Below are 19537 nucleotides of genomic sequence, written 5' to 3'. Positions count from 1 at the left end.
CTTAGAAATGCGTTATTTACTTTACTCACCAGGATGATACGTACGCTCGGCATTTTTCAGTACATCTTCTTTGTAAAAAAGTACATCTTTAAATTTGCCTTTAGTGTACATTTCAAGTTGGTCGTTGAAATGTTTTGAGCTTGAGTCGCCACTTTCGCCACCTGCCAACAATGATTTTGCTTTGATTTTTGGTCCAAATTCAACGGCACAAATAAAGCTATTGCCACTTACACCGTAGCGTTTTTGAGTAGATGGATAATAACGGCTATTGTACGAAGGCAACATTCCCCACAATGCAGAAGCAAAACCCACTGGCACGCTCGGCTGTGCATCATCGTATTTTTGCTGAATATCTGACGAAATTCTTTGATAACGATTGATTTCGCCCCACGGCATTTGCCATTTGCCAAATTTCTTCTTTAAATCATTCACCACAGTCAATAATGGCGGTAAAACCTGCTCAGGTGTGGCCGATGCCGCAAATCTTTTCACATTGGCTACTTGGTCGTCTTCACCTTCATCAATGTATAATTTTTGTAGTGTTGTACTCAATTTCCCCGCCCATTCAATTGCCAAAGTGGTAGCTACTGAGGTTTCTGATGAATGATAATTCCATTTTTTCAACTCGGCAATTGGCTCACTCAAAACAGCATAAAGCGAATCAGTAGGTTTTACGCTTTTCTCGAAAACATTAATCAACGACGGAATCAAGACCTCAAAAGCTGCCAAATTTGTGTCATAGCCTGCCGCAATCACTTTATCAATCGTGTAGCTTTTTTCTTTATCCAAAACCTTCACGGCATTTACACCTCTAAAATTCTCTCCATCGGGTGCCATGTATGGCGGAAAATCTGCTTTCTTCGGACTCATCGCCCCCGCTGCCGAAAAGGGTGTAGAATTACAGTTTTGCAACCAACCATTCACTGGATTATAGACATGAACGGTTTCATCAACCGTATGCAAGCCTTTCCATTCGGTGGCCGAAGTACTTCCGTCGATTACCTTTGCCCAATTGAGTTTGCGGTCACGTACAGGCACAAAATTTCCGTGCCAATAAGCAATATTTCCTTTGTTATCGGCAAAAACGGTGCTGTTTGAAGTATTCGCTCGCAAATCCATAGTTTTTTTGTAGTCTTCAAAACCCTTGGCTTTTGTTCGTTTCCAACTCTGAATCAGACTTGTCATTGAGCGATTATATGATTTTAGGCTAATCCATTGGTCGTTACGTTTCGCCATAATTGGGCCGTGATGCGTAGCATAAGTCGTAAAAATCTTGGTTTTCAGTCCATCGCCATCTTTGTAACTGATACTTATTTTTTTCTCGGTAACTGGCTTTAATTGCTTATCGTATTCATAGAAATACTTATCTCCTTTTTTAGTAATTTTTTCAGCATAAACATCGGCCACATCGACATTGCACGAAGTATGCATCCAACCACAATAATCGTTAAACCCCTGATAAACAAACATTTGCCCCCAAGTTACTGCACCGTAAGCATTCAGACCTTCTTCGCTGGTTACTTGTACTTCGGGTCTGAAATAAAACGTTACGTGCGGATTTATATACAAAATGGCATTTCCCGAAGCCGTAATTTTAGGCGAAAAAGCAAAGCCGTTCGAGCCAGTTTGGTTTTCGGGGTCTTTGGGTTCGGCAGTGTAAGTAACTTTATCGCCCGAATAAAAATTCTTCAATTCGGCCGTTGTAATATCTGCTGTGCTGATTGCTCCGATACTTCCATCAGTCCACAAAAGTGGATACCACGGCTTGAAGCGAGTCAGCATAGCAGGTTTTGTGTTGGGGTGCGTGTATAAGTAGAAATTGATACCATCGGCGTAGGCATTGAGTAGTTTTTTCATCCACGGCTCGGCTTTATTGTAGTCAGCAATGGCGTCGGTCGTGTCAATTAAGAGTTTTATTTGTAAATCATCGTAGAGGCTTGCTTCGCCTTTAATTTCTGACATTCTGCCCAGTTTTTCGATATAATTCATTTCTACTCGCTTGAAATCGTCTTCACATTGAGCGTAAAGCAAACCAAAAACCGCATCAGCATCTGATTTTCCATAAATATGTGGAATCCCCCAATTGTCTCGAATGATATTTACTCGCTTAGCTTGCTGCTGAAAACGAGCAATTTCGGCAGTCGAAAATTTACTCGAAACAGTTTTTTGGGCGAATATTGAAAATGACAGTAAAAAAAATAAACAGAAAGATTTCATAAAAAGGCTTATGCGTTTGAGTGATGAAAAATGGTTTAACAAACATACACAAAATTGTAAATAAGATTGAAAAGTAAGGCAGGTTTTTAGTCTGTTAGATAGCCTATGTTTAAAAATAGATTTTGCACTGGTGATAGGTTAAAAACCAGTCCTACAATACTACAAAAAAATCATTAATAAATTTATTTAATAAACTTATAATCAACTATTTACAATGAGACAAAACCCATTAACAATCAATTAACAAATCAGTAGCAAACCTTTTGATACCTTTCTGCATCTAAAGTATAAATTAACAATTAATTATATAAGACGATGAGAAATTTCATGATAGCCGCAATGATGGTATTCGCTACTATTCTTTCGGCAAATGCACAATATGGTGGTGTTTATGATAACTATGGTAATGGTTACGGCTATGATGATGACCGATACTACTACGATGATGAATTTGACTGGCACTGGGACATCAGAGTGCGTATCAGCAATGGTATTCAAAATGGACTCATCACTCGTAATGAAGCCAATCGTCTGTATCGTCGTTTAGAGGACGTGGAGCGTAAAGAATATGCTTACTTATCAGATGGAATTTTCAATCGTTGGGAGCAGCAAGAAATCTGGGACGATGTGGCATATCTCAACCGTCAAGTTGGCATCGAACTATATGATTTCGACCGCAGATTCTACGGATTTGATATGGCTTGGAACGACCTTCGTGGATATCCTCGTTGGTACTATCAAGGTGGTTTTGATTTCTACCGTTTCGACCGCCGTGGATTTGGTAACATTCGTTTAGGATATACGCCTCGCCCGAACTATAATGGTTGGTACAGAAACGACCGAAATCGTGTTGGCCGTGAATATTACAGCGAGCGTAGCCGTTATCGCAGCAATAATAATTCTCGTAGTTATGAAGGCGGTCGCTACGACAACCGTACATCAAGAGATTGGAGTAACAACGGTCGCTCATCGAGAGATGGCTATGACAATAATCGTAATTCCCGCCCCGACTGGAATAACAACGAGCGAGGCTCAAGAAGCAACGACAACGGCCGTAGCAGTCGCCCAGATTGGAACAACAATGAGCGTGGTTCAAGAAGTGGAAGCGAAAACTCTCCAGTAACTCCTACTGAACGCAGCCCACGTGACAGCGGTCGCCCAGATTGGAACAACAATGAGCGTGGTTCGAGAGGTGGAAGCGAAAACTCTCCAGTAACTCCTACTGAACGCAGCCCACGTGATAACGGTAACGATTCGAGAAACAACCGCCCAAATACAGGCGAAAGTCGTTCGGATAATTACGGTCGTGGCAGTGGAGCAGAGTCGAGCCGTAACGAACGTAGTATGCCAAATACATCAGAAAGCAATCGTGGTCGTGGCGAACGTAGCTCAGAAGCTGGCCGTACCGAACGCAGCGAAAGACCTTCAAACGATGGCGGCGGCCGTAGCGAAGGCAGAGGCAGAAGAAATTAGTCAACAGTCCATAGTCAGTAGTCCACAGAAACGTGGATAACTTATCCAAAATACAAAAAGCGGTCAAAAGTCTAAGTTTTGGCCGCTTTTGCTTTCAAAAAAATACAAACTGAGTAATTACCGACACTACCGTTGACTGTCGACTACTAAAAACCTACCTCGCAATCTCAATTTTATATTTCTTACCTTTCATCTTTTCTTCTCTGATAAGTTGTAGGAGTGCCTTTACTTTTGTGCGTTTCACCGCTGCAAACGATGTAAAATCTTTCACTTCGATAAGCCCTAAATCACCTTTTTCGAGTTGGCCTTTTTGTGATAGGAAGCCTACAATATCAATTTTATTGAGTTTATTTTTCTTTCCTCCACTAATGTAAAGTGTTTGATATTCAGGAAGCTGCGGCAATGGATAACGTTTTGAAAGCACTAATTCCTCCAAGTTTTTGTCAACATAAGCTGGGCGTTCTTCATCTATACTAAAAATCAGATACGAAGTTCCCGAAGCGTGCATACGTGCCGTACGACCATTACGATGCACAAATTCGTGTGCTTGAAGTGGCAAATGATAATGAATCACGTGTTTCATTTCGGGAATATCCAGCCCACGAGCCGCCAAGTCGGTCGTGACCAAATAATTTACACTGCCGTTTCTGAATCTAATCAAAGCACGTTCACGGGCGTCTTGCTCCATTCCACCGTGATAAAATGTAGCAACAATTCCTTTTTGGTTCAAAAATTCGCTTGTTCGCTCGGCGGCATCTCGATGATTACAAAAAATTAAAGCAGCTTCTGAATTAAGTGAGCAAACCAAATCAAAAACCGTATCAAGTTTATCTTTTTCGTCCGAAATCACCAACTTCATCGTCAGTTGTTCATTTTCGGTATTTTTCTCAGGTAAAAAATCTAAAACCTTTGGTTCGGTCAAACCCGTAAACTCTGGAATTTCAATACCCGCCGTAGCCGAGACCAATACTCTTTTATTAAGATTCGGTAAATTTTCGATAATAAAAGACATTTGGTCATGAAACCCCAAATCCAAGGATTTATCGAATTCATCCAGCACCAAAGTCGTGATGCCATCAAGTGCGAAAGTGTTACGAGTAATATGGTCGGCAATTCGGCCAGGAGTGCCTATTAATAAAGCGGGCGGGGTTGATAGATTCTGTATTTCGGTAGCCATTGGATGACCGCCATAACAAACATTTACTTTAAAACCCGTTGACATTTTCCTCCAAACTTGCTCAATCTGCAAAGCCAATTCACGAGAAGGTGCCAGTATCAAGCATTGTACTTTAGCTTGGTCAGCTTTGAGTAACTGCAAAACAGGCAATAAAAAACCCAACGTTTTACCCGAACCCGTTGGTGCCAATAAAAGCGTATCGCTATTGCGAGCGGTGATGGCTTTTTGTGCCGAAACTTGCATCGGATTTAGTTTCTCAATGCCAAGATTGGCCAATATTTGCGAATGTTGTTGATGAATATCCATGACACAAAGGTACGGACAATAAATAGGATTTTGTTGAAATATTTATGTGCCTCAACCACACCAAATCTAATATTTCTGAGGTGCTTCCAACCTTATTTCACAAACCAGAATCTTGATTACAAAAGTCTATTATTTAGACAATTTTTCTTCGAAAATAGCCTTTTTCACTCTTTTAATTTGAGTCATTAATACTATAATTTAGCATTTCGCTACTCATAAAACAGCATACTAACCCACCAAATGTATAGATTAAAAGATTAAAATTTATGATAAAAATCCTTTTTTTGTAGAATATTAAAATTTATAATATTAATTTTGTTCACGTCCATGTATAGCATTAAAACTATCTTGGTATATTTAAACGTGAAAAATAAATTTTCCAGAAAAACCTGGTCAATCTAACCTAAAACTTAACTATTGTTTATGACTGCTGAAAAGCCCATGAACGAGTTTCCTGTCATGGATACAAGTGACGGTATCGTTCTGTTTCACCCAAATATTCCAGCCAAAGCTGCTTTAAACGTAAGCGAAGTTCTGAATACTCGTTGGATTGGTCAAGGTCCGAGAGTTGATGAATTTGAACAACGTTTTGAGCAGAAATTTACCGCTCCTTGCAAAAGTCTTGCGGTTGGCTCAGGAACTGACGCCCTACATTTGTCGTATTTACTGGCTGGCCTCAAAGAAGGCGATGAGGTGATTGCCCCAGTATTTACTTGTACAGCTACCAACATCCCATTTTTGTATATGGGAGTAAAAATTGTTTTTGCCGATATTGACGCCAACCTCAATATTGATGTGAAGCACGTAGCCCAACTCATTACACCAAAAACCAAAGCGATTGTTTGTGTGCATTATGGCGGTTTGCCATGTGACATGGACGAACTTTGGGAACTTGGCCGTAAACACAATATTGCTATCATTGAAGATGCAGCTCATGCCGTTGGTGCAAAATACAAAGGCGAGTATATCGGTAGCCAAAGCGATTTTACGATGTTTTCGTTTCAAGCAATCAAGCACATTACCACTGGTGATGGCGGAATGTTGGTCGTAAAAGATAAATCTTTGGTAGAAAAAGCCAAACGTTTACGTTGGTTCGGCATTGACCGTAGCAGCAAACAAAAAGGCATTTGGGAAAACGATATTACTGAAGTTGGTTATAAATACCAAATGACCGATATTGCTGCCAGTATCGGCCTTGCAGCAATCGATGAGTTTGACGACCATTTGGCTCATCGTCAGAAACTCTATCGTCTCTATTGCGATTTATTGAAAGATATTAGAGGAATCAGAGTAATCGGAAGCGAATACACCGACCGTGAACACGCAGCATGGCTATTAACTGCCGAAGTTGACGACCGTGAAAATTTGATGAAACACCTTCGTGAACACGGCATCGAATCAGGTCAAGTACATTACAGAAACGATAAATATAGCATTTTTGGTGGCCGTACACCGGGACAATTCCCTAAGATGGATGCCATCGAAGAACGTTATTTAGTATTACCACTTCACGCCAAAGTAACCGAAGAAGATGTGGCATACATTGCTTATGTCTTACGCAAAGGATGGTGATATCTTTAATTGAGAATGTAGAATTGATAATTATGAATACTAATCATCAATTCTACTTTTCCCAATCTTTATCACCTAATACTTCTCCATTTTTCATTATCAATTATCAATTATTGTAAGTGGATTTTATTCATAAAAAAGTAGCCTTAGACTACTCTCCTATTTTTTCTATACTCATTCCATCGTGGAATAATATTGACTATTTGAAATGTGTGGTCAATAGTATCAAGAAAAATAGTCGATACAAGCACCAAATTATTGTTCACGTAAATGAAGGGAACGATGGCTCAGAAGATTGGGTAATTGCTCAAGGTGATATTAGCTATACAAAAAGCTCGCAAAATTCGGGTGTTTGCTATGGTTTCAATGCCGCTTCGCATTTGGCTACTGCCGAATACTTAGTTTTCATTGATGATGACATGTACTTATGCCCCGATTGGGACTTCTACTTGTTTGAAGAAGTAGCCAAACAAACAGATGATAAATGGTGCATCAGCGGAACAATGATTGAGGGTTTCGATAAAGGAAATGCCTGTGTGATAGCTGATAAAAACTATGGCACGCACCCTTCGGAATTTGATGAAGAGAAATTTTTAGCAGAATATGCCACTTACCCAAAAGAAGACTGGAATGGTAGCCAATGGTATCCGATGGTTTTACCAACGTTTGTTTATCGGGCGGTTGGTGGGTTAAGCGTTGAGTTTTTCCCAGGGATGTACAGCGACCCCGATTTTATGATAAAACTCTGGCACTATGGTGTAAGATATTACAAAGGTTTGGGAAAAAGCAGGGTTTATCATTTTGCCAGCCGAAGTACAGGACGAGTAAAACGCAATGACGGCCGTACAGAGTTTATTTTGAAGTGGGGTATGAGTAGCAATACGTTTTTCAAAAATTATCTAAAAATCGGAACAAAGTTTTTGGGTAAACTACCCGACCCCGAAGAAAACTTTACACTTCGCTTAAAAAAACAAATTGATAGATGGAAGGTTAAGTTTAAAAGTCGTCCGATTGATATATCTTAAAATTTGTTTAAAGGGTTTGTTTTGTTGCAGATTGTTGAGAAAGGCATTGAAAACCTCTTATTAAAACAAAAACTAACAATTTGCAACAATATGAAACTATAACAACAACGCCCTCTAATGTCGAAATATAAATCACAAATCAAACAAGTACCACACTCAAAAGGAGCTGCTTTGGAGTTTATTCATCGTTTTGTTGAAGAAAACGAGGTAAAAGGAAAAACTGTGATTGATGTTTCGGCTGGTTCGGGCTATGTTGCTAATTTGTGGCACAATGCTGGTGCCGTCGTAAAGGCTTTTGATATGTATCCCGATATTTTCAAAAGCGATTCACTAACTTGCCAGCCCATTGATTTAAACCAAAAACTACCCATCGAAGCTAATTCAGCTGATTATGTTCTTTTGATGGAAACAATCGAACATATTCCTAATCAGACTTCGCTACTACAAGAACTTTCAAGAATACTCAAGCCCAACGGTATTTTAATCGTAACAAAGCCCAATAACAGCAGCCTTAACGGTCGCCTCGGAAATTTGTGGGTAGAAGCAGAGCGAAGCGATATGTTTTCGTCGAACGAAGCAAGTGTAATTGGCTACGATGATAGCCATATTTATAATGGTCGAGTATATCTTTGCACCGCCCAAAGGCTACGAACACTGGCAGGTTTAGCAGGCTTAAAATTACAGAAGGTTCATGCCAACCAACTAAGCATAAGTTCTTTGATTTCGTATCTATTTTTGGGCATTTTTTTTCATCTTCGTTCGTTTCGCACGCTTAAACGCCTTTCTCGAAAAACGTCAAATTCGATAGAAAAAGAAGTTTTGGCAGAGCAACATTCTCTTAATACAAATCAAACTTTGCTTTTGCATAAGCACTTGTGCGTCACTTTTCAGAAAAAATCATAAGACATAAAAAAGGAGGATATTCTGTTAAAATATCCCCTCTCAATATATTTTGATTGCTACAAAAACTGCACAACAGTCTCCAAACTAACTCCTCTCGAACCTTTTATCAATACATAAGAATCTTTTAATTGTTTATCAATCAGCCAGTTATGTAACGAAAACTTATCAGAAAAATAGAAAGCATTCGGTAAAAACTCGAGGGCATTTGTCATTAATTCGCCGAATAAAACTACCAAATCAAAGTTTCCTTTGGCTACTAATTCGCCAATCAGACGGTGTTCGGCGGGTCCTTCTTCGCCTAATTCAAACATATCTCCCAAAATCACGACTTTCTTTTTATCGGTTTTCAGATTGATAAAATTCTGAATTGAAGCCGACATTGACGATGGATTAGCATTGTAGGCATCGAGCAAAATGCTATTTGTACCTTTTTCTACAATCTGAGAGCGATTATTATCAGGATTGTATTCAGAAACAGCCTCATTTGCCAATTCAGGTGACACACCAAAGTATTTTCCAATGGCCAAAGCTGCGGCAATATTTTCAAAATTATATGAGCCTGGCAAATGCGTTTCGTATTGAGAGCCATTTGCGGAGAATCTAACCACTGGTGAATCTTGCAACATAACAACCTCATCATCAGCTAAATAGTCGATTCTCTCTTTGAATTTCCGCTGAGCGGCCATTTCGAGCAATGCCGTACTTTTGGCACTTACGAAAACTGTTCCGCCTGATTTTGCTAAAAAATCATACAATTCTCCTTTGCCTTTTTTCACCCCTTCAACACCTCCAAAACCTTCTAAGTGAGCCTTTCCAACATTCGTGATGAAGCCGTGCGTCGGTTCACAAATATTAGATAAATCTCTGATTTCGCCTTGGTGATTTGCTCCCATTTCGATTACCGCAATTTCGTAGCTTTCGTCAATTCCAAGCAATGTAAGCGGCACACCAATATGATTATTGAGATTTCCTTTTGTATAATAAGTCTTGAATTTCTTTGATAAAACTGCCGCAACTAACTCTTTAGAAGTGGTTTTTCCATTCGAGCCAGTCATGCCCACAAACGGAATACTGAGCTGTTGACGGTGGTAATTAGCCAATTTCTGAAGCGTATAAAGCACATCACCAACCAAAATGCAACGTTCGTCGGTAGCATATTCGGCCTCGTCAATCACTACGTATTTTGCACCTTTGCTGAGTGCTTCATGAGCAAACGAGTTAGCATTGAATTTATCGCCTTTCAGAGCAAAAAACATTACTCCTTCGTTGATTTTTCGGGTATCGGTCGAAATTCCGTTGCTGACTTTAAATTTTTGATATAATTCGGCAATAGACATGGTTTTCTATAATAAGTGTCGAAGTTTTTTACAAAGATAAACTAAAAGCAATTTACCTTCTCAAATCTGCTCTCTATTCAACCATTTTTCGTGGTAAGATGCTTTAAAACTCGACATTTTCTCCATTAATTCTTCAATATTATCGGCCACAATTACCAATGCACGATTTTCGGCTTTCAAGAAACCTTCTTCAACCATTACATCTAATTGCTTTAAGAGGTGGTCATAAAAACCATTGACATTAAGCAAACCCACTGGCTTTTGGTGAAGTCCCAACTGAGACCATGACAAAATCTCGAAAAGTTCGTCCATGCTACCATAACCTCCAGGCAATGTAATAATGCCATCACAGAGCTTTTCCATCAAAGCCTTACGTTCGTGCATGGTTTCTACCTTGTGCATTTCGGGTAGGCTTTTATGTCCAACTTCCATACGGTCTAAAAAGTGCGGAATAATACCCGTAACTTGTCCGTTATTTGCCAAAACCGAGTCGGCCACAATTCCCATCAATCCAACGCTTCCTCCGCCGTAGATAAGACGGATATTATTTTCAGCTAAAACTTTGCCCAGTTTCTCGGCAGTTTCTTTATAAATAGGTTTTGTTCCAGGATTTGCTCCACAGTAAACTAATATCGCTTGCATAGCTTCAATTAAGTGTTTTTTGTTTCTTGATGTTTATAAAAAATGAGGCGTTTTATTTAAAAAATAAAACCCAACGAAACGTCGGGCTTATTTTGTTCGCTAAATTTGTCAGGAAAAAAAATCTTTGTTGTTAAGTGGATACATTTTCGGATTTTCGTGCAATTTATGGACTTGAACAATATAATGCAACATTTTTTTCAGAACAAACTACCCTGCACAACCTGTGGAATTATTTTAGGTTCTTGCAGATTTAGGCCTGTTTTCGCATTAATCTTATTTATCCAATATTTTGTGAGTTCGGGAGCAAATTCATTATCGCCACAATGCACAAAAATATAAGCACTTTCTAAACCCATATCAAGCCAAGTTTTTATACGTTCACACCACGCATTGATACGAGTGTAATCTGTCGGGTGAAGCTCGTTGCCTACAAACCGAAGCGTAAGTTTTGGCGTCGTAAGTGTGGCATGAAGTACATCTCGTCGGCCAGAAACATCTGAAATCACCGTTCCAACTTTCATTTCGGTGAGCATTGCACAGGTATTTGCCCAAACTTTGGCATCTTTAAACCAATCAGAATGACGAAACTCAACCGAAACAGGAAAATTTGGCGGTAAAGATTTTAAGTAATTTTCTAAACTTTTCAGCCTTCGTGGGTCGAACATCGGTGAAAGCTGCAAGAAAGTCATTCCCAAATGCTCTTCCAAGCCCAAAACCGCCGTGCAGAATTGTTCGGTAAGAAACTCACAGCCAATCAGTTGACGGTCATGGCTAATTACTTGCGGAAATTTCGGGCAAAACTTAAAACCATCAGCGGCCGATTCTTTCCAACGGATAATCGTTTCTTCGGTCGGAATTTGGTAATGCGTTACATTCAGTTCAATGGTGTTAAACTGGCGAGTATAGTAATGTAAAAAATCTTTATCCTTGGCATTTGATGGGTAAATCTTTCCCGCCCAGCTTTTATTCGCCCAAATCGGTGGACCAAAATATAAATCGGGCTGAGAAACTTTCGGAGATACTGCCGCAAGGGTTTGTGCAGTTAATGGATTATCTGGCGGAAGTGTAAAATCTACATCTGAAATATCTTTGAGTTTTCCGAAATCCATGGTCGTAGTATAATTAAAGTCTCATACCTATCGGGTAGGTATGAGACTTTAGAATAAAATTAATTCAAGAAGTTATTTTTCTTTTTTACCTTGTCGCACAGTTTCATGCAATTTATCCATATCTATTGTTTTTAAATATGAATTAGCCGCTCGTAGCTTATCATCAACTACTTGATAACCAGTCTTTTGTGTTGCAGATATTGGCTTGTTTTTCATCTTATTTTTGAAATAATGAAATAATCATATTCTTGATTAAGTCGAAAGTGTTCAGGCTGTGAGTTTTCAAATCCACCTAAAACTATAAACTTTTTTTCAATATTAGGCATTTCCCGACTGATAATTAGTCGATATAGACGTTGCCGTCTTTTATCACTACCCTGAAATATTAGAAATACATCTGGATATTTATCCAAAAACTCTTCAATAATTTTGATAACTGTCGCTAAAACCATTATCATATCTTTATTTCGAGTTTCAGAAATATCAGAGATGCTACCATCATCAAAAACATCAACTAAAGCTAAGTTATAAAAGTTTTGATAATCTGAAGTAGTAAAAATTACTCGCTTAGAAACCTCTTTTTCTTGACTAATGCTTTTAAAGTTATAACGAATTTCTGAAATAGGGCGTTCAAAATCGTAATACTTTTCTTCCATATACTTTTTAATGATGAATGCTTAACAAAAGTGTAAAATCTACATCTGAAATATCTTTGAGTTTTCCGAAATCCATGGTCGTAGTATAATTAAAGTCTCATACCTATCGAGTAGGTATGAGACTTTTGTGTGATTTATTAATATTCTATCAATCGTTCAAACGATAAACCCTGCACTCATGCTGCTGGCTATAATGCCCAGTCGTAAAGATTTGGTTGAGTGGATGATTGAAGGTCTTTTCTCGCAAAAGATTTTCGTCAATACCATTATATGGGTCGAAGTTTACCACAAAAACGTACTTCGGATTATCTTGCAGTGTCCAAATCATCAATTTTTGCTCTTCGGTTGGTTCTAAAAGCCATTTCACCGAACGGCCTTTGATTTCCTCCCAAATATTTTCAGCCAGTTGGTGCATTTGCTGAAACAAATGAAACTGATAGTGATTTTTACCCCAAATAAATGGCCCGTGAGTTACTTTATCTCGGTCATTATCATCTCGAATTGCAAAAACGTATAGTTTCGTATATTCTTCATTTTTGCCTCTTTCAAGGTGCATATTGCGTGTTTCAAAGCCCAAACCTACATAGCTTGGCATATCAGTCAAAAACAACGAAACAAACAAACGCAGATAATTGGCAGTTCGATAAAACTCATCAAAACGAGGGTCATCTTTATCAGCTGTCATAACCGTAAAATTTGGTGCGAATTTACGAGTGCGAAGCAATTGATTGTACTTCACAAATTTCTGCATAAACTCGGGAGAACCTACCACCGAAGACTGTAAATCTCCGAGTGTAGAATCGGCATCAATGGCCTCCAAGTGGTCATTTTCATCGCCATATCCCATAAAATCAGGGTCAACTAAAAAAGTTTCAGCAAAAAATGCAAAATGCTTGACGCCTTGTTTCTGCACATAATGCTTTACGGCCATCAGTGGGTCATAATATTCATCGGGTCTGGCTGGTACGCCATCTGGTCGGGGTTGAACATGAGCCATATCGCCCCGCATAAAATCTAAATTATAGGTTTTCTGACATTCATACACTTTTTGACAGAAATACTCCCACGCATATTTATTTGGGTTCTCAAAATCTAATATCCAATTAGCGTTATCATCTTTTGAGTGAAAAAACTTATAGCGTGCCAAAGGGCCAAAAACCCTCGACATTGCCTGTGGCTCATCAAATTCATAAGTGTACCAACGGTTTCCGTTTTCATCAATCACAAATTCTTCGGGATTGATGTGTAGCCCACGGTACGGCGGTGCCATTGTCATCGGAAGGGTTTCGTAGCCTTGGTAAATTAGTTCGTGCATTAACTCAATGCGGCGGCGAAGACGGCCTTGAAAATCGTTTTTATAACCGAATATTATTTCCAATCGTTGTTCATCGCTCAAAATTGGAATTTCGGGCGAAAACAGCGTGTTTTTTGAGTAAGAAATCGGTGTTCCGTTGGCTGTGCCATTACGTACTAAATAATGCCAAATAATTTCTTCGACCTCTCTATAAATTGTTTCTGAATTGCTCGTAATTCTTCCTCCAACCCTGCGTACCCACTCAAAAAAGCGAGGATATGCAATGACCATTTCCGAAAAACGGTCGGTGTGTGGAATCACGTCCATGCCTACGCTCTTGCCCATTGCATGCAAGATATTCACCACAAATTTGAGTTGTTTCTCGACCGAATCAAGCGACGGGATAGCAGTAGCCAATTCTTGACTGTAAAACTCAGGGTTTATATTGAAAGTTGTCATGCCATAGAGGCTGCCAACTACTCCTGGCTCCCAAATAGGCAATAAATGTATCGAATCTTGTGATTTTGGAATCGTTAGTGCGTATTTGACGACATTGAAAAAGTTGTTGATGGTACGGACATTGATGCCCACCATATTCGACTTCTTCAGCCATTGGCTATCTTGGTGATAGCTTACGGGGCTTTCGATACCACGACTGGGGTCTAATGCCCTTTGGATAATATCATTGCCAAATCGACGTTGAAGAATGTCTATAATATCATAAACATTTAGCTGAACGGCAATTTCGGGCAACAGATTCTCGATGTACGACGTCTGGTGCGAAGTATATTTATCTTTGTATAAATAATGATTCTGACGCCACAAATCAAACATCGACGTTTGTGTATAAGTATCAGTTGTCATCGAATTTCATCATAGGTTATATACAAAGTTATGAAATACCAATAAAAGATAACAATTTAACCTTAAAAAAATAAGAAACCCCCAGTTGATTGGCTCATCTGGGGGTTTCTTTAGAAAAAATAGTTGATTATTATTTCTGTGATGATGAAATTAAATCACAGAGAATACGCTCACTTTCGGACAAGATAATATCTTTTTCTTTTTCATCTTTTTCGCCTGAGCTTAATTTATTTACAGCTTTTCTGCGTTTTTCGTTTTCATCACGCTCTTGCTTGCGTTTAGCTTCATTCAGCGAAATAACAGTAATATCTTTTATCTTACGATACTCGGCCAAATCATCGGTTAATTGCTTCAATTCTTGGTCTGATTTCAAACGAGCTTGGTATTTTTCTTGCAATTTGGCCAATATTTTCTCGTTGATAACAGTTGTTTTCTCGTAATCAGAAGTTTTTACTTGGTCATACGGCAATGCACTTGGTTGAGAACTTTCTCCCATTTCCTCTGGGTCGAAAGGTGTTGGCAATAAAATATCAGCCGAAACTCCTTTGCGTTGAGTGCTATTTCCTGTGATGCGATAAAACTTCTCAGTTGTCAATTTCAATTGTCCGTATCTTTCTTTTTGGTCGAAACCTACCGCTGGTTTTTTATCGGTAGACGCAGTACGAGGTGCGAGCAAAAACTGGTCTAAATCAACTAATTGTTGCACTGTTCCTTTTCCGAAAGATTGTTCGCCAACAATTACTCCACGCTTATAATCTTGAATAGCTCCCGCAAAAATCTCCGAAGCCGAAGCACTAAAACGATTTTGAAGAATAACTAATGGGCCATTATAAACCAATTCAGGGTCGGTGTCACTCTCTACATCAACACTACCGTTATTATCACGGCGTTGAACAACTGGGCCTTTTGTGATGAATAGACCAGTAAGATTAATGGCTTCAGTCAGCGAGCCACCACCGTTATTACGAAGGTCAATCACTACACCGTCTACACCTTTAGCTTTAAAGTCATTCAAGAAACGCTTAACATCTTTTGTTGTACTCTGAAAATCACCGCCACGGCGAGCATCTTCAAAATCACGATAGAACATCGGAATATCAATTACACCCAGTTTATAGTCTTTACCATCTTTTTTCATCGGTACAACTTCACCTTTGGCAACTGCTTCTTCGAGTTTTACTTTTTCACGAACTAAACGTAGCTCTTTTGTTGGTGAACCCGCAGGTGCATCGCCCGGTAGGAGTCTTACACGAACAACTGTTCCTTTTGTGCCTCTAATTAGCTTTACAGCATCATCTGTTAGCCAGCCAACAATATCTTGCCATGTTCCGTTTTCGCCTTGAGCTACAGCCACAATTCTGTCATTTTTGGTTGCTTGTCCACTTTTAAATAACGGGCCTCCAGGGATAATTTCGGCAATCATTACATAATCACCTTCGTTTCTCAACGAAGCACCAATTCCTTCTACCGACTGGCTCATTTCGATATTAAACTGAGCAGCTGTACTCGGAATCATATAGTTTGTATGAGGGTCGATAGTTTCAGAAAAAGCATTCATAAACGACTGGAATACGTCATCGGCTCTCCATTTAGCAATACGAGTTTCCCAACGCTTATAGCGGTCTTTCAGGGTTGCTATTGTTGCAGAATCTTTGCTTCCACTTAATTTCAGGTCAAGTACCTGACTTTTTACAATCTTACGCCAAACATCATCCAACTCAGCCGTTGATTTTGCCCAATTGCTTTTTTCACGGTCAGTTTCGTAGCTTTCGTCGGTCGTAAAATCAAATGGCTTATCAAGCAAAGCCATAATAAAATCGTGACGTTCTTTGTAGCGTTTGCGATAAAGATTGAAAACTTCAAATGGAGCGGTCAAATCTCCTTCCAATAAATCTTCATCAATACCATTACGATATTTTTCAAAAGATTTGATGTCGCTTTCAAGAAAATATGAATGTCCACCATCTACATCTTTCAAAAAATTATCCCAAACTTTTGCCGAAAAATCATCATCGAGCTTAAACTTTTGGTAGTGGTGATAACTCAAAAACTGGGTAGCAAACTGCTCAACCTGCTCTTGCGTACGAGTAGGTTTCAAATCGTTATAGCCATACGTTGGCGACGACGAGTTTTGGGCTTTGTTTTCAAAACAACCAAAAAGACCAGTTAAGGTTAGTAGAACGATGATTCTTTTCATAATTTGTAACCCCTGTCCCCTGAAGGGGAGTGTATATTTAAAAAATGTCATATTTTAGAGCGATATTGTTACTTCACAATATCAAGCAATTCAACCTCGAAAATCAAAACTTGATTCGGGCCGATGCTTGGTGGGCCTTGTGGGCCATACGCCAAGTTTGAAGGAATAAATAATTTCCATTTCGAACCAACTGGCATTAATTGAAGAGCTTCTACCCAACCTTGAATCACCTGCGTTACACCAAATTCGGCAGGTTGTCCACGCTCCACTGAGCTATCAAAAACACTTCCATCAATCAACGTACCGTGATAATGTACTTTTACTTTATCAGAAGAAGCAGGTTTTGCACCGTTACCCTCTTTCATGATTGAGTATTGCAGGCCACTTGGCAAAGTAACAACACCAGCTTTGGTTTTATTTTCAGCCAAAAATTTATCTCCAACAGCCTTATTAGCTGCCCCTTTTTTCATTGATTCGTTCTGAAAATACCCCTGAATATAGGCATTTGCAGCATTGGGGTCCATCCAAGTCGATTGTCCATTCAATATTTGGTCAATGGCTTTTGCCATCATCGCTGAATTAACTTTCAGATTTTGTTGTTTTAAATTACCAGCAATATTCATACCGATAGCGTAGCTAATCGAATCAACACCGTTTTTCATACCTTCCGCTGATGACGGAGCAACAACTACAGTTTTTGTAGTCGTAGCTGGTTTTGCAGCTGGTGTTTTAGGCTTGGCAGCTGGTGCTTTTGTGTTTTGTGCAAACGAAAATTGTGTTATTAGAATAAAAGTAGCGAAAGCAATAAATGTTTTTTTCATTTCTCAGATATACTTATTTTGAATTAACTTTTTTATAAATAACAAATAAACGTACTTTTAGTCTAAAAATTAGTATTTCTATTAAAAAACTATGTAATAATTACACATTTACGAGAGAAATGATTCGTTAGCTTGTTGTAATCGTAATTATTTAACATATTTTAAGAAATAGCTTCTTTATTGCTCCCTTTGTAATATGCTCACACCCGAAGAATTTCAAAGATATAATCGACAAATGCTGATGCCAGAATTTGGCTTAGCTGGACAAGAAAAACTAAAACAATCAAAGGTTTTGGTAATTGGTTGTGGCGGACTCGGTAGCCCTATTTTGTTATACTTAACAGCGGCTGGTGTAGGTACGATTGGTGTCGTTGAAAACGACAAAATTGATATTAGCAATCTCCAAAGGCAAATTTTATATAGTTCTTCAGCAGTTGGACATGAGAAAATTAGTGAAAGCATTAACCGATTATCAGCATTAAATCCTTTAGTCAAATTTAATCAATATCCAACTCAATTAAGTGCCAGCAATGCCTTAGAAATCATCAAAGATTATGACATTGTGATTGATGGAACCGATAATTTCCCGACTCGGTATTTGGTAAATGACGCCTGCGTGATACTTGATAAACCATTCGTTTATGGTGCAATTCATCGTTTTGAGGGGCAAGTTGCAGTTTTTAATCATAAAAACTCAGCTACTTATCGAGATTTATTCCCAACTCCACCACCACCTGAGCAAGCACCAAACTGTGCTGAAGCTGGTGTTTTGGGCGTTTTGCCTGGAATTATTGGTTCAATGCAAGCACTTGAAGCTATCAAAGTTATTACAAATGTAGGCGAACCACTTTCAGGAAAATTATTAGTATTGGATACGCTTTCGATGCAAAGCAGAATTATTAAAATTCCCAAGATGCCCGAAACATCAAAAATTACTCAACTAATTAATTATGAAGCTTTTTGTGGACTAAAATCAGCGAATGATATAACGTTTGAAAGATTAAACTCATTAGGCGATTACCAACTAATTGATGTAAGAGAAAAGCACGAATACGAAGCCCGAAACATTGGCGGAGAATTAATGCCTTTGTCAGAATTTGAAAAGCATTTACCAAAAATCAGTCGAGATAAAACGGTAGTTGTGCATTGCCAAAGTGGTATTCGAAGTCAGAAAGCTATAAAAATTCTTCAAGAACAATATGGCTACGACAATCTTTTAAATCTAACTGGAGGAATGAATAAAATCTTAAATGATAACCCTTCTTTTCTACAAAATATCACCGCTGAAAAGAGAATTAATTAATACATGAAACAACAATTATTAGAAAAAGTAAAGAAATTGATAGAAAGCCGTATGCAAACTTCTTTTGAAGCAATGGAAGCGGCAAAAAACTCCGCAAATGAAGAAGGAAAAAGTTCGGCAGGAGATAAATACGAAACAGCCCGAGCAATGGGGCAACTCGACCGAGAAATGAACGGCAGAATGTACGGACAGGCACGTCAAGAACGCCTTTCTTTGGATAAAATTGACATCGAGACTCTTTTTACAAAAGTGACTTTTGGAGCATTAATAGAAACTACGATGGGCTATTTCTTTGTATCAATCGGTGCAGGGATAGTTGAGTTAAACGGAATAAAATTTATGGTGATTTCACAAGAAGCACCAATCGGACAGATTATTTTAGGTAAATCAGTAGGAGAAACTTTTGAGTTTAGAGGAAAAATTTACAAAATACTATCGATTAGTTAATAGTAGACCTCTTATTTACTTTCATAAACCCTGCGGATTGGTCTGTGGGGTTTATGTTTTATAATCTATGTGGATAAAACTAAATAAAATGCTCGTAGTTTATTCTACTCACCTGAGTTTGAGGCCCAACGCTTTTGTTTGTTAATTTGGTTGGTATAGGCTAATAACAAAAAAAGTCTCATCATTTCTGATGA

Annotated in this window: 16 protein-coding genes; 6 read left to right on the top strand and 10 right to left on the bottom strand. The window is 38.7% G+C overall.

What is annotated here, in order from left to right; all coding sequences use genetic code 11:
* Positions 1 to 21: 21 nt before the first annotated feature.
* A complete protein-coding gene (locus tag IEX65_RS23475; RefSeq protein WP_188769976.1) occupies positions 22 to 2217 on the bottom strand; it encodes a penicillin acylase family protein in 2196 nt (731 codons plus the stop codon).
* A 315-nt stretch (positions 2218 to 2532) separates the two neighbouring features.
* Between IEX65_RS23475 and IEX65_RS23470 the strand changes: the two genes are divergently transcribed.
* Positions 2533 to 3690 (top strand): hypothetical protein, encoded by a 1158-nt coding sequence (locus IEX65_RS23470; RefSeq protein WP_188769975.1) that lies wholly within the window; start codon positions 2533 to 2535, stop codon positions 3688 to 3690.
* A 154-nt stretch (positions 3691 to 3844) separates the two neighbouring features.
* Here IEX65_RS23470 and IEX65_RS23465 read toward each other — a convergent pair whose 3' ends face one another.
* Positions 3845 to 5173, bottom strand: a complete 1329-nt coding sequence (locus tag IEX65_RS23465) for a DEAD/DEAH box helicase (RefSeq protein ID WP_188769972.1) — start codon at positions 5171 to 5173, stop codon at positions 3845 to 3847.
* Between the two features lie 423 nt (positions 5174 to 5596).
* Here IEX65_RS23465 and IEX65_RS23460 point away from each other — a divergent pair, with 423 nt between their 5' ends.
* The 3 genes from IEX65_RS23460 to IEX65_RS23450 all read left to right on the top strand — a co-directional run bounded on the left by IEX65_RS23460 (position 5597) and on the right by IEX65_RS23450 (position 8673).
* Positions 5597 to 6745 carry a DegT/DnrJ/EryC1/StrS family aminotransferase gene (locus IEX65_RS23460; protein ID WP_188769971.1) on the top strand — a complete coding sequence of 383 codons (1149 nt, stop codon included), beginning with the start codon at positions 5597 to 5599 and terminating at the stop codon, positions 6743 to 6745.
* 119 nt (positions 6746 to 6864) lie between these two features.
* Complete coding sequence (locus tag IEX65_RS23455; protein WP_188769969.1) at positions 6865 to 7770, top strand: glycosyltransferase family 2 protein; 906 nt, start codon at positions 6865 to 6867, stop codon at positions 7768 to 7770.
* 117 nt (positions 7771 to 7887) lie between these two features.
* A complete protein-coding gene (locus tag IEX65_RS23450; protein WP_188769967.1) occupies positions 7888 to 8673 on the top strand; it encodes a class I SAM-dependent methyltransferase in 786 nt (261 codons plus the stop codon).
* 56 nt (positions 8674 to 8729) lie between these two features.
* Here the strand turns inward: IEX65_RS23450 and IEX65_RS23445 are convergent, their stop codons facing one another.
* The 8 genes from IEX65_RS23445 to bamJ form a co-directional block, all read right to left on the bottom strand.
* Positions 8730 to 10010, bottom strand: coding sequence for a UDP-N-acetylmuramoyl-tripeptide--D-alanyl-D-alanine ligase (locus IEX65_RS23445; RefSeq protein WP_188769964.1), 1281 nt, complete (start codon positions 10008 to 10010; stop codon positions 8730 to 8732).
* A 60-nt stretch (positions 10011 to 10070) separates the two neighbouring features.
* Complete coding sequence (locus IEX65_RS23440; RefSeq protein ID WP_188769962.1) at positions 10071 to 10652, bottom strand: LOG family protein; 582 nt, start codon at positions 10650 to 10652, stop codon at positions 10071 to 10073.
* Positions 10653 to 10849: 197 nt separating this feature from the next.
* Positions 10850 to 11761 carry a DUF72 domain-containing protein gene (locus tag IEX65_RS23435; protein WP_188769960.1) on the bottom strand — a complete coding sequence of 304 codons (912 nt, stop codon included), beginning with the start codon at positions 11759 to 11761 and terminating at the stop codon, positions 10850 to 10852.
* A gap of 72 nt (positions 11762 to 11833) precedes the next feature.
* Positions 11834 to 11977 (bottom strand): hypothetical protein, encoded by a 144-nt coding sequence (locus IEX65_RS23430; RefSeq protein ID WP_188769958.1) that lies wholly within the window; start codon positions 11975 to 11977, stop codon positions 11834 to 11836.
* Positions 11974 to 12417 carry a DUF6934 family protein gene (locus IEX65_RS23425; protein ID WP_188769955.1) on the bottom strand — a complete coding sequence of 148 codons (444 nt, stop codon included), beginning with the start codon at positions 12415 to 12417 and terminating at the stop codon, positions 11974 to 11976. Before IEX65_RS23425 ends, IEX65_RS23430 begins: the two co-directional genes overlap by 4 nt.
* A 148-nt stretch (positions 12418 to 12565) precedes the next feature.
* Positions 12566 to 14575 (bottom strand): hypothetical protein, encoded by a 2010-nt coding sequence (locus IEX65_RS23420; protein WP_188769953.1) that lies wholly within the window; start codon positions 14573 to 14575, stop codon positions 12566 to 12568.
* Between the two features lie 130 nt (positions 14576 to 14705).
* Entirely contained in the window at positions 14706 to 16772 is a 2067-nt protein-coding gene (locus IEX65_RS23415) for a carboxy terminal-processing peptidase (RefSeq protein ID WP_188769951.1), read from the bottom strand.
* A gap of 68 nt (positions 16773 to 16840) precedes the next feature.
* Positions 16841 to 17593, bottom strand: coding sequence for a BamJ family beta-barrel-assembly machinery protein (bamJ, locus tag IEX65_RS23410; RefSeq protein ID WP_188769949.1), 753 nt, complete (start codon positions 17591 to 17593; stop codon positions 16841 to 16843).
* Positions 17594 to 17789: 196 nt separating this feature from the next.
* Between bamJ and moeB the strand changes: the two genes are divergently transcribed.
* Together moeB and IEX65_RS23400 are read left to right on the top strand one after the other, a co-directional pair.
* Positions 17790 to 18896, top strand: a complete 1107-nt coding sequence (gene moeB, locus IEX65_RS23405; protein ID WP_188769947.1) for a molybdopterin-synthase adenylyltransferase MoeB — start codon at positions 17790 to 17792, stop codon at positions 18894 to 18896.
* A 3-nt stretch (positions 18897 to 18899) separates the two neighbouring features.
* Positions 18900 to 19343 carry a GreA/GreB family elongation factor gene (locus IEX65_RS23400; protein ID WP_188769945.1) on the top strand — a complete coding sequence of 148 codons (444 nt, stop codon included), beginning with the start codon at positions 18900 to 18902 and terminating at the stop codon, positions 19341 to 19343.
* The last annotated feature ends 194 nt before the right edge of the window (positions 19344 to 19537 follow it).

The organism is Emticicia aquatilis, assembly GCF_014644295.1.
GTDB lineage: Bacteria > Bacteroidota > Bacteroidia > Cytophagales > Spirosomataceae > Emticicia > Emticicia aquatilis.
This window is presented reverse-complemented; position numbering and strand designations above follow the sequence as displayed.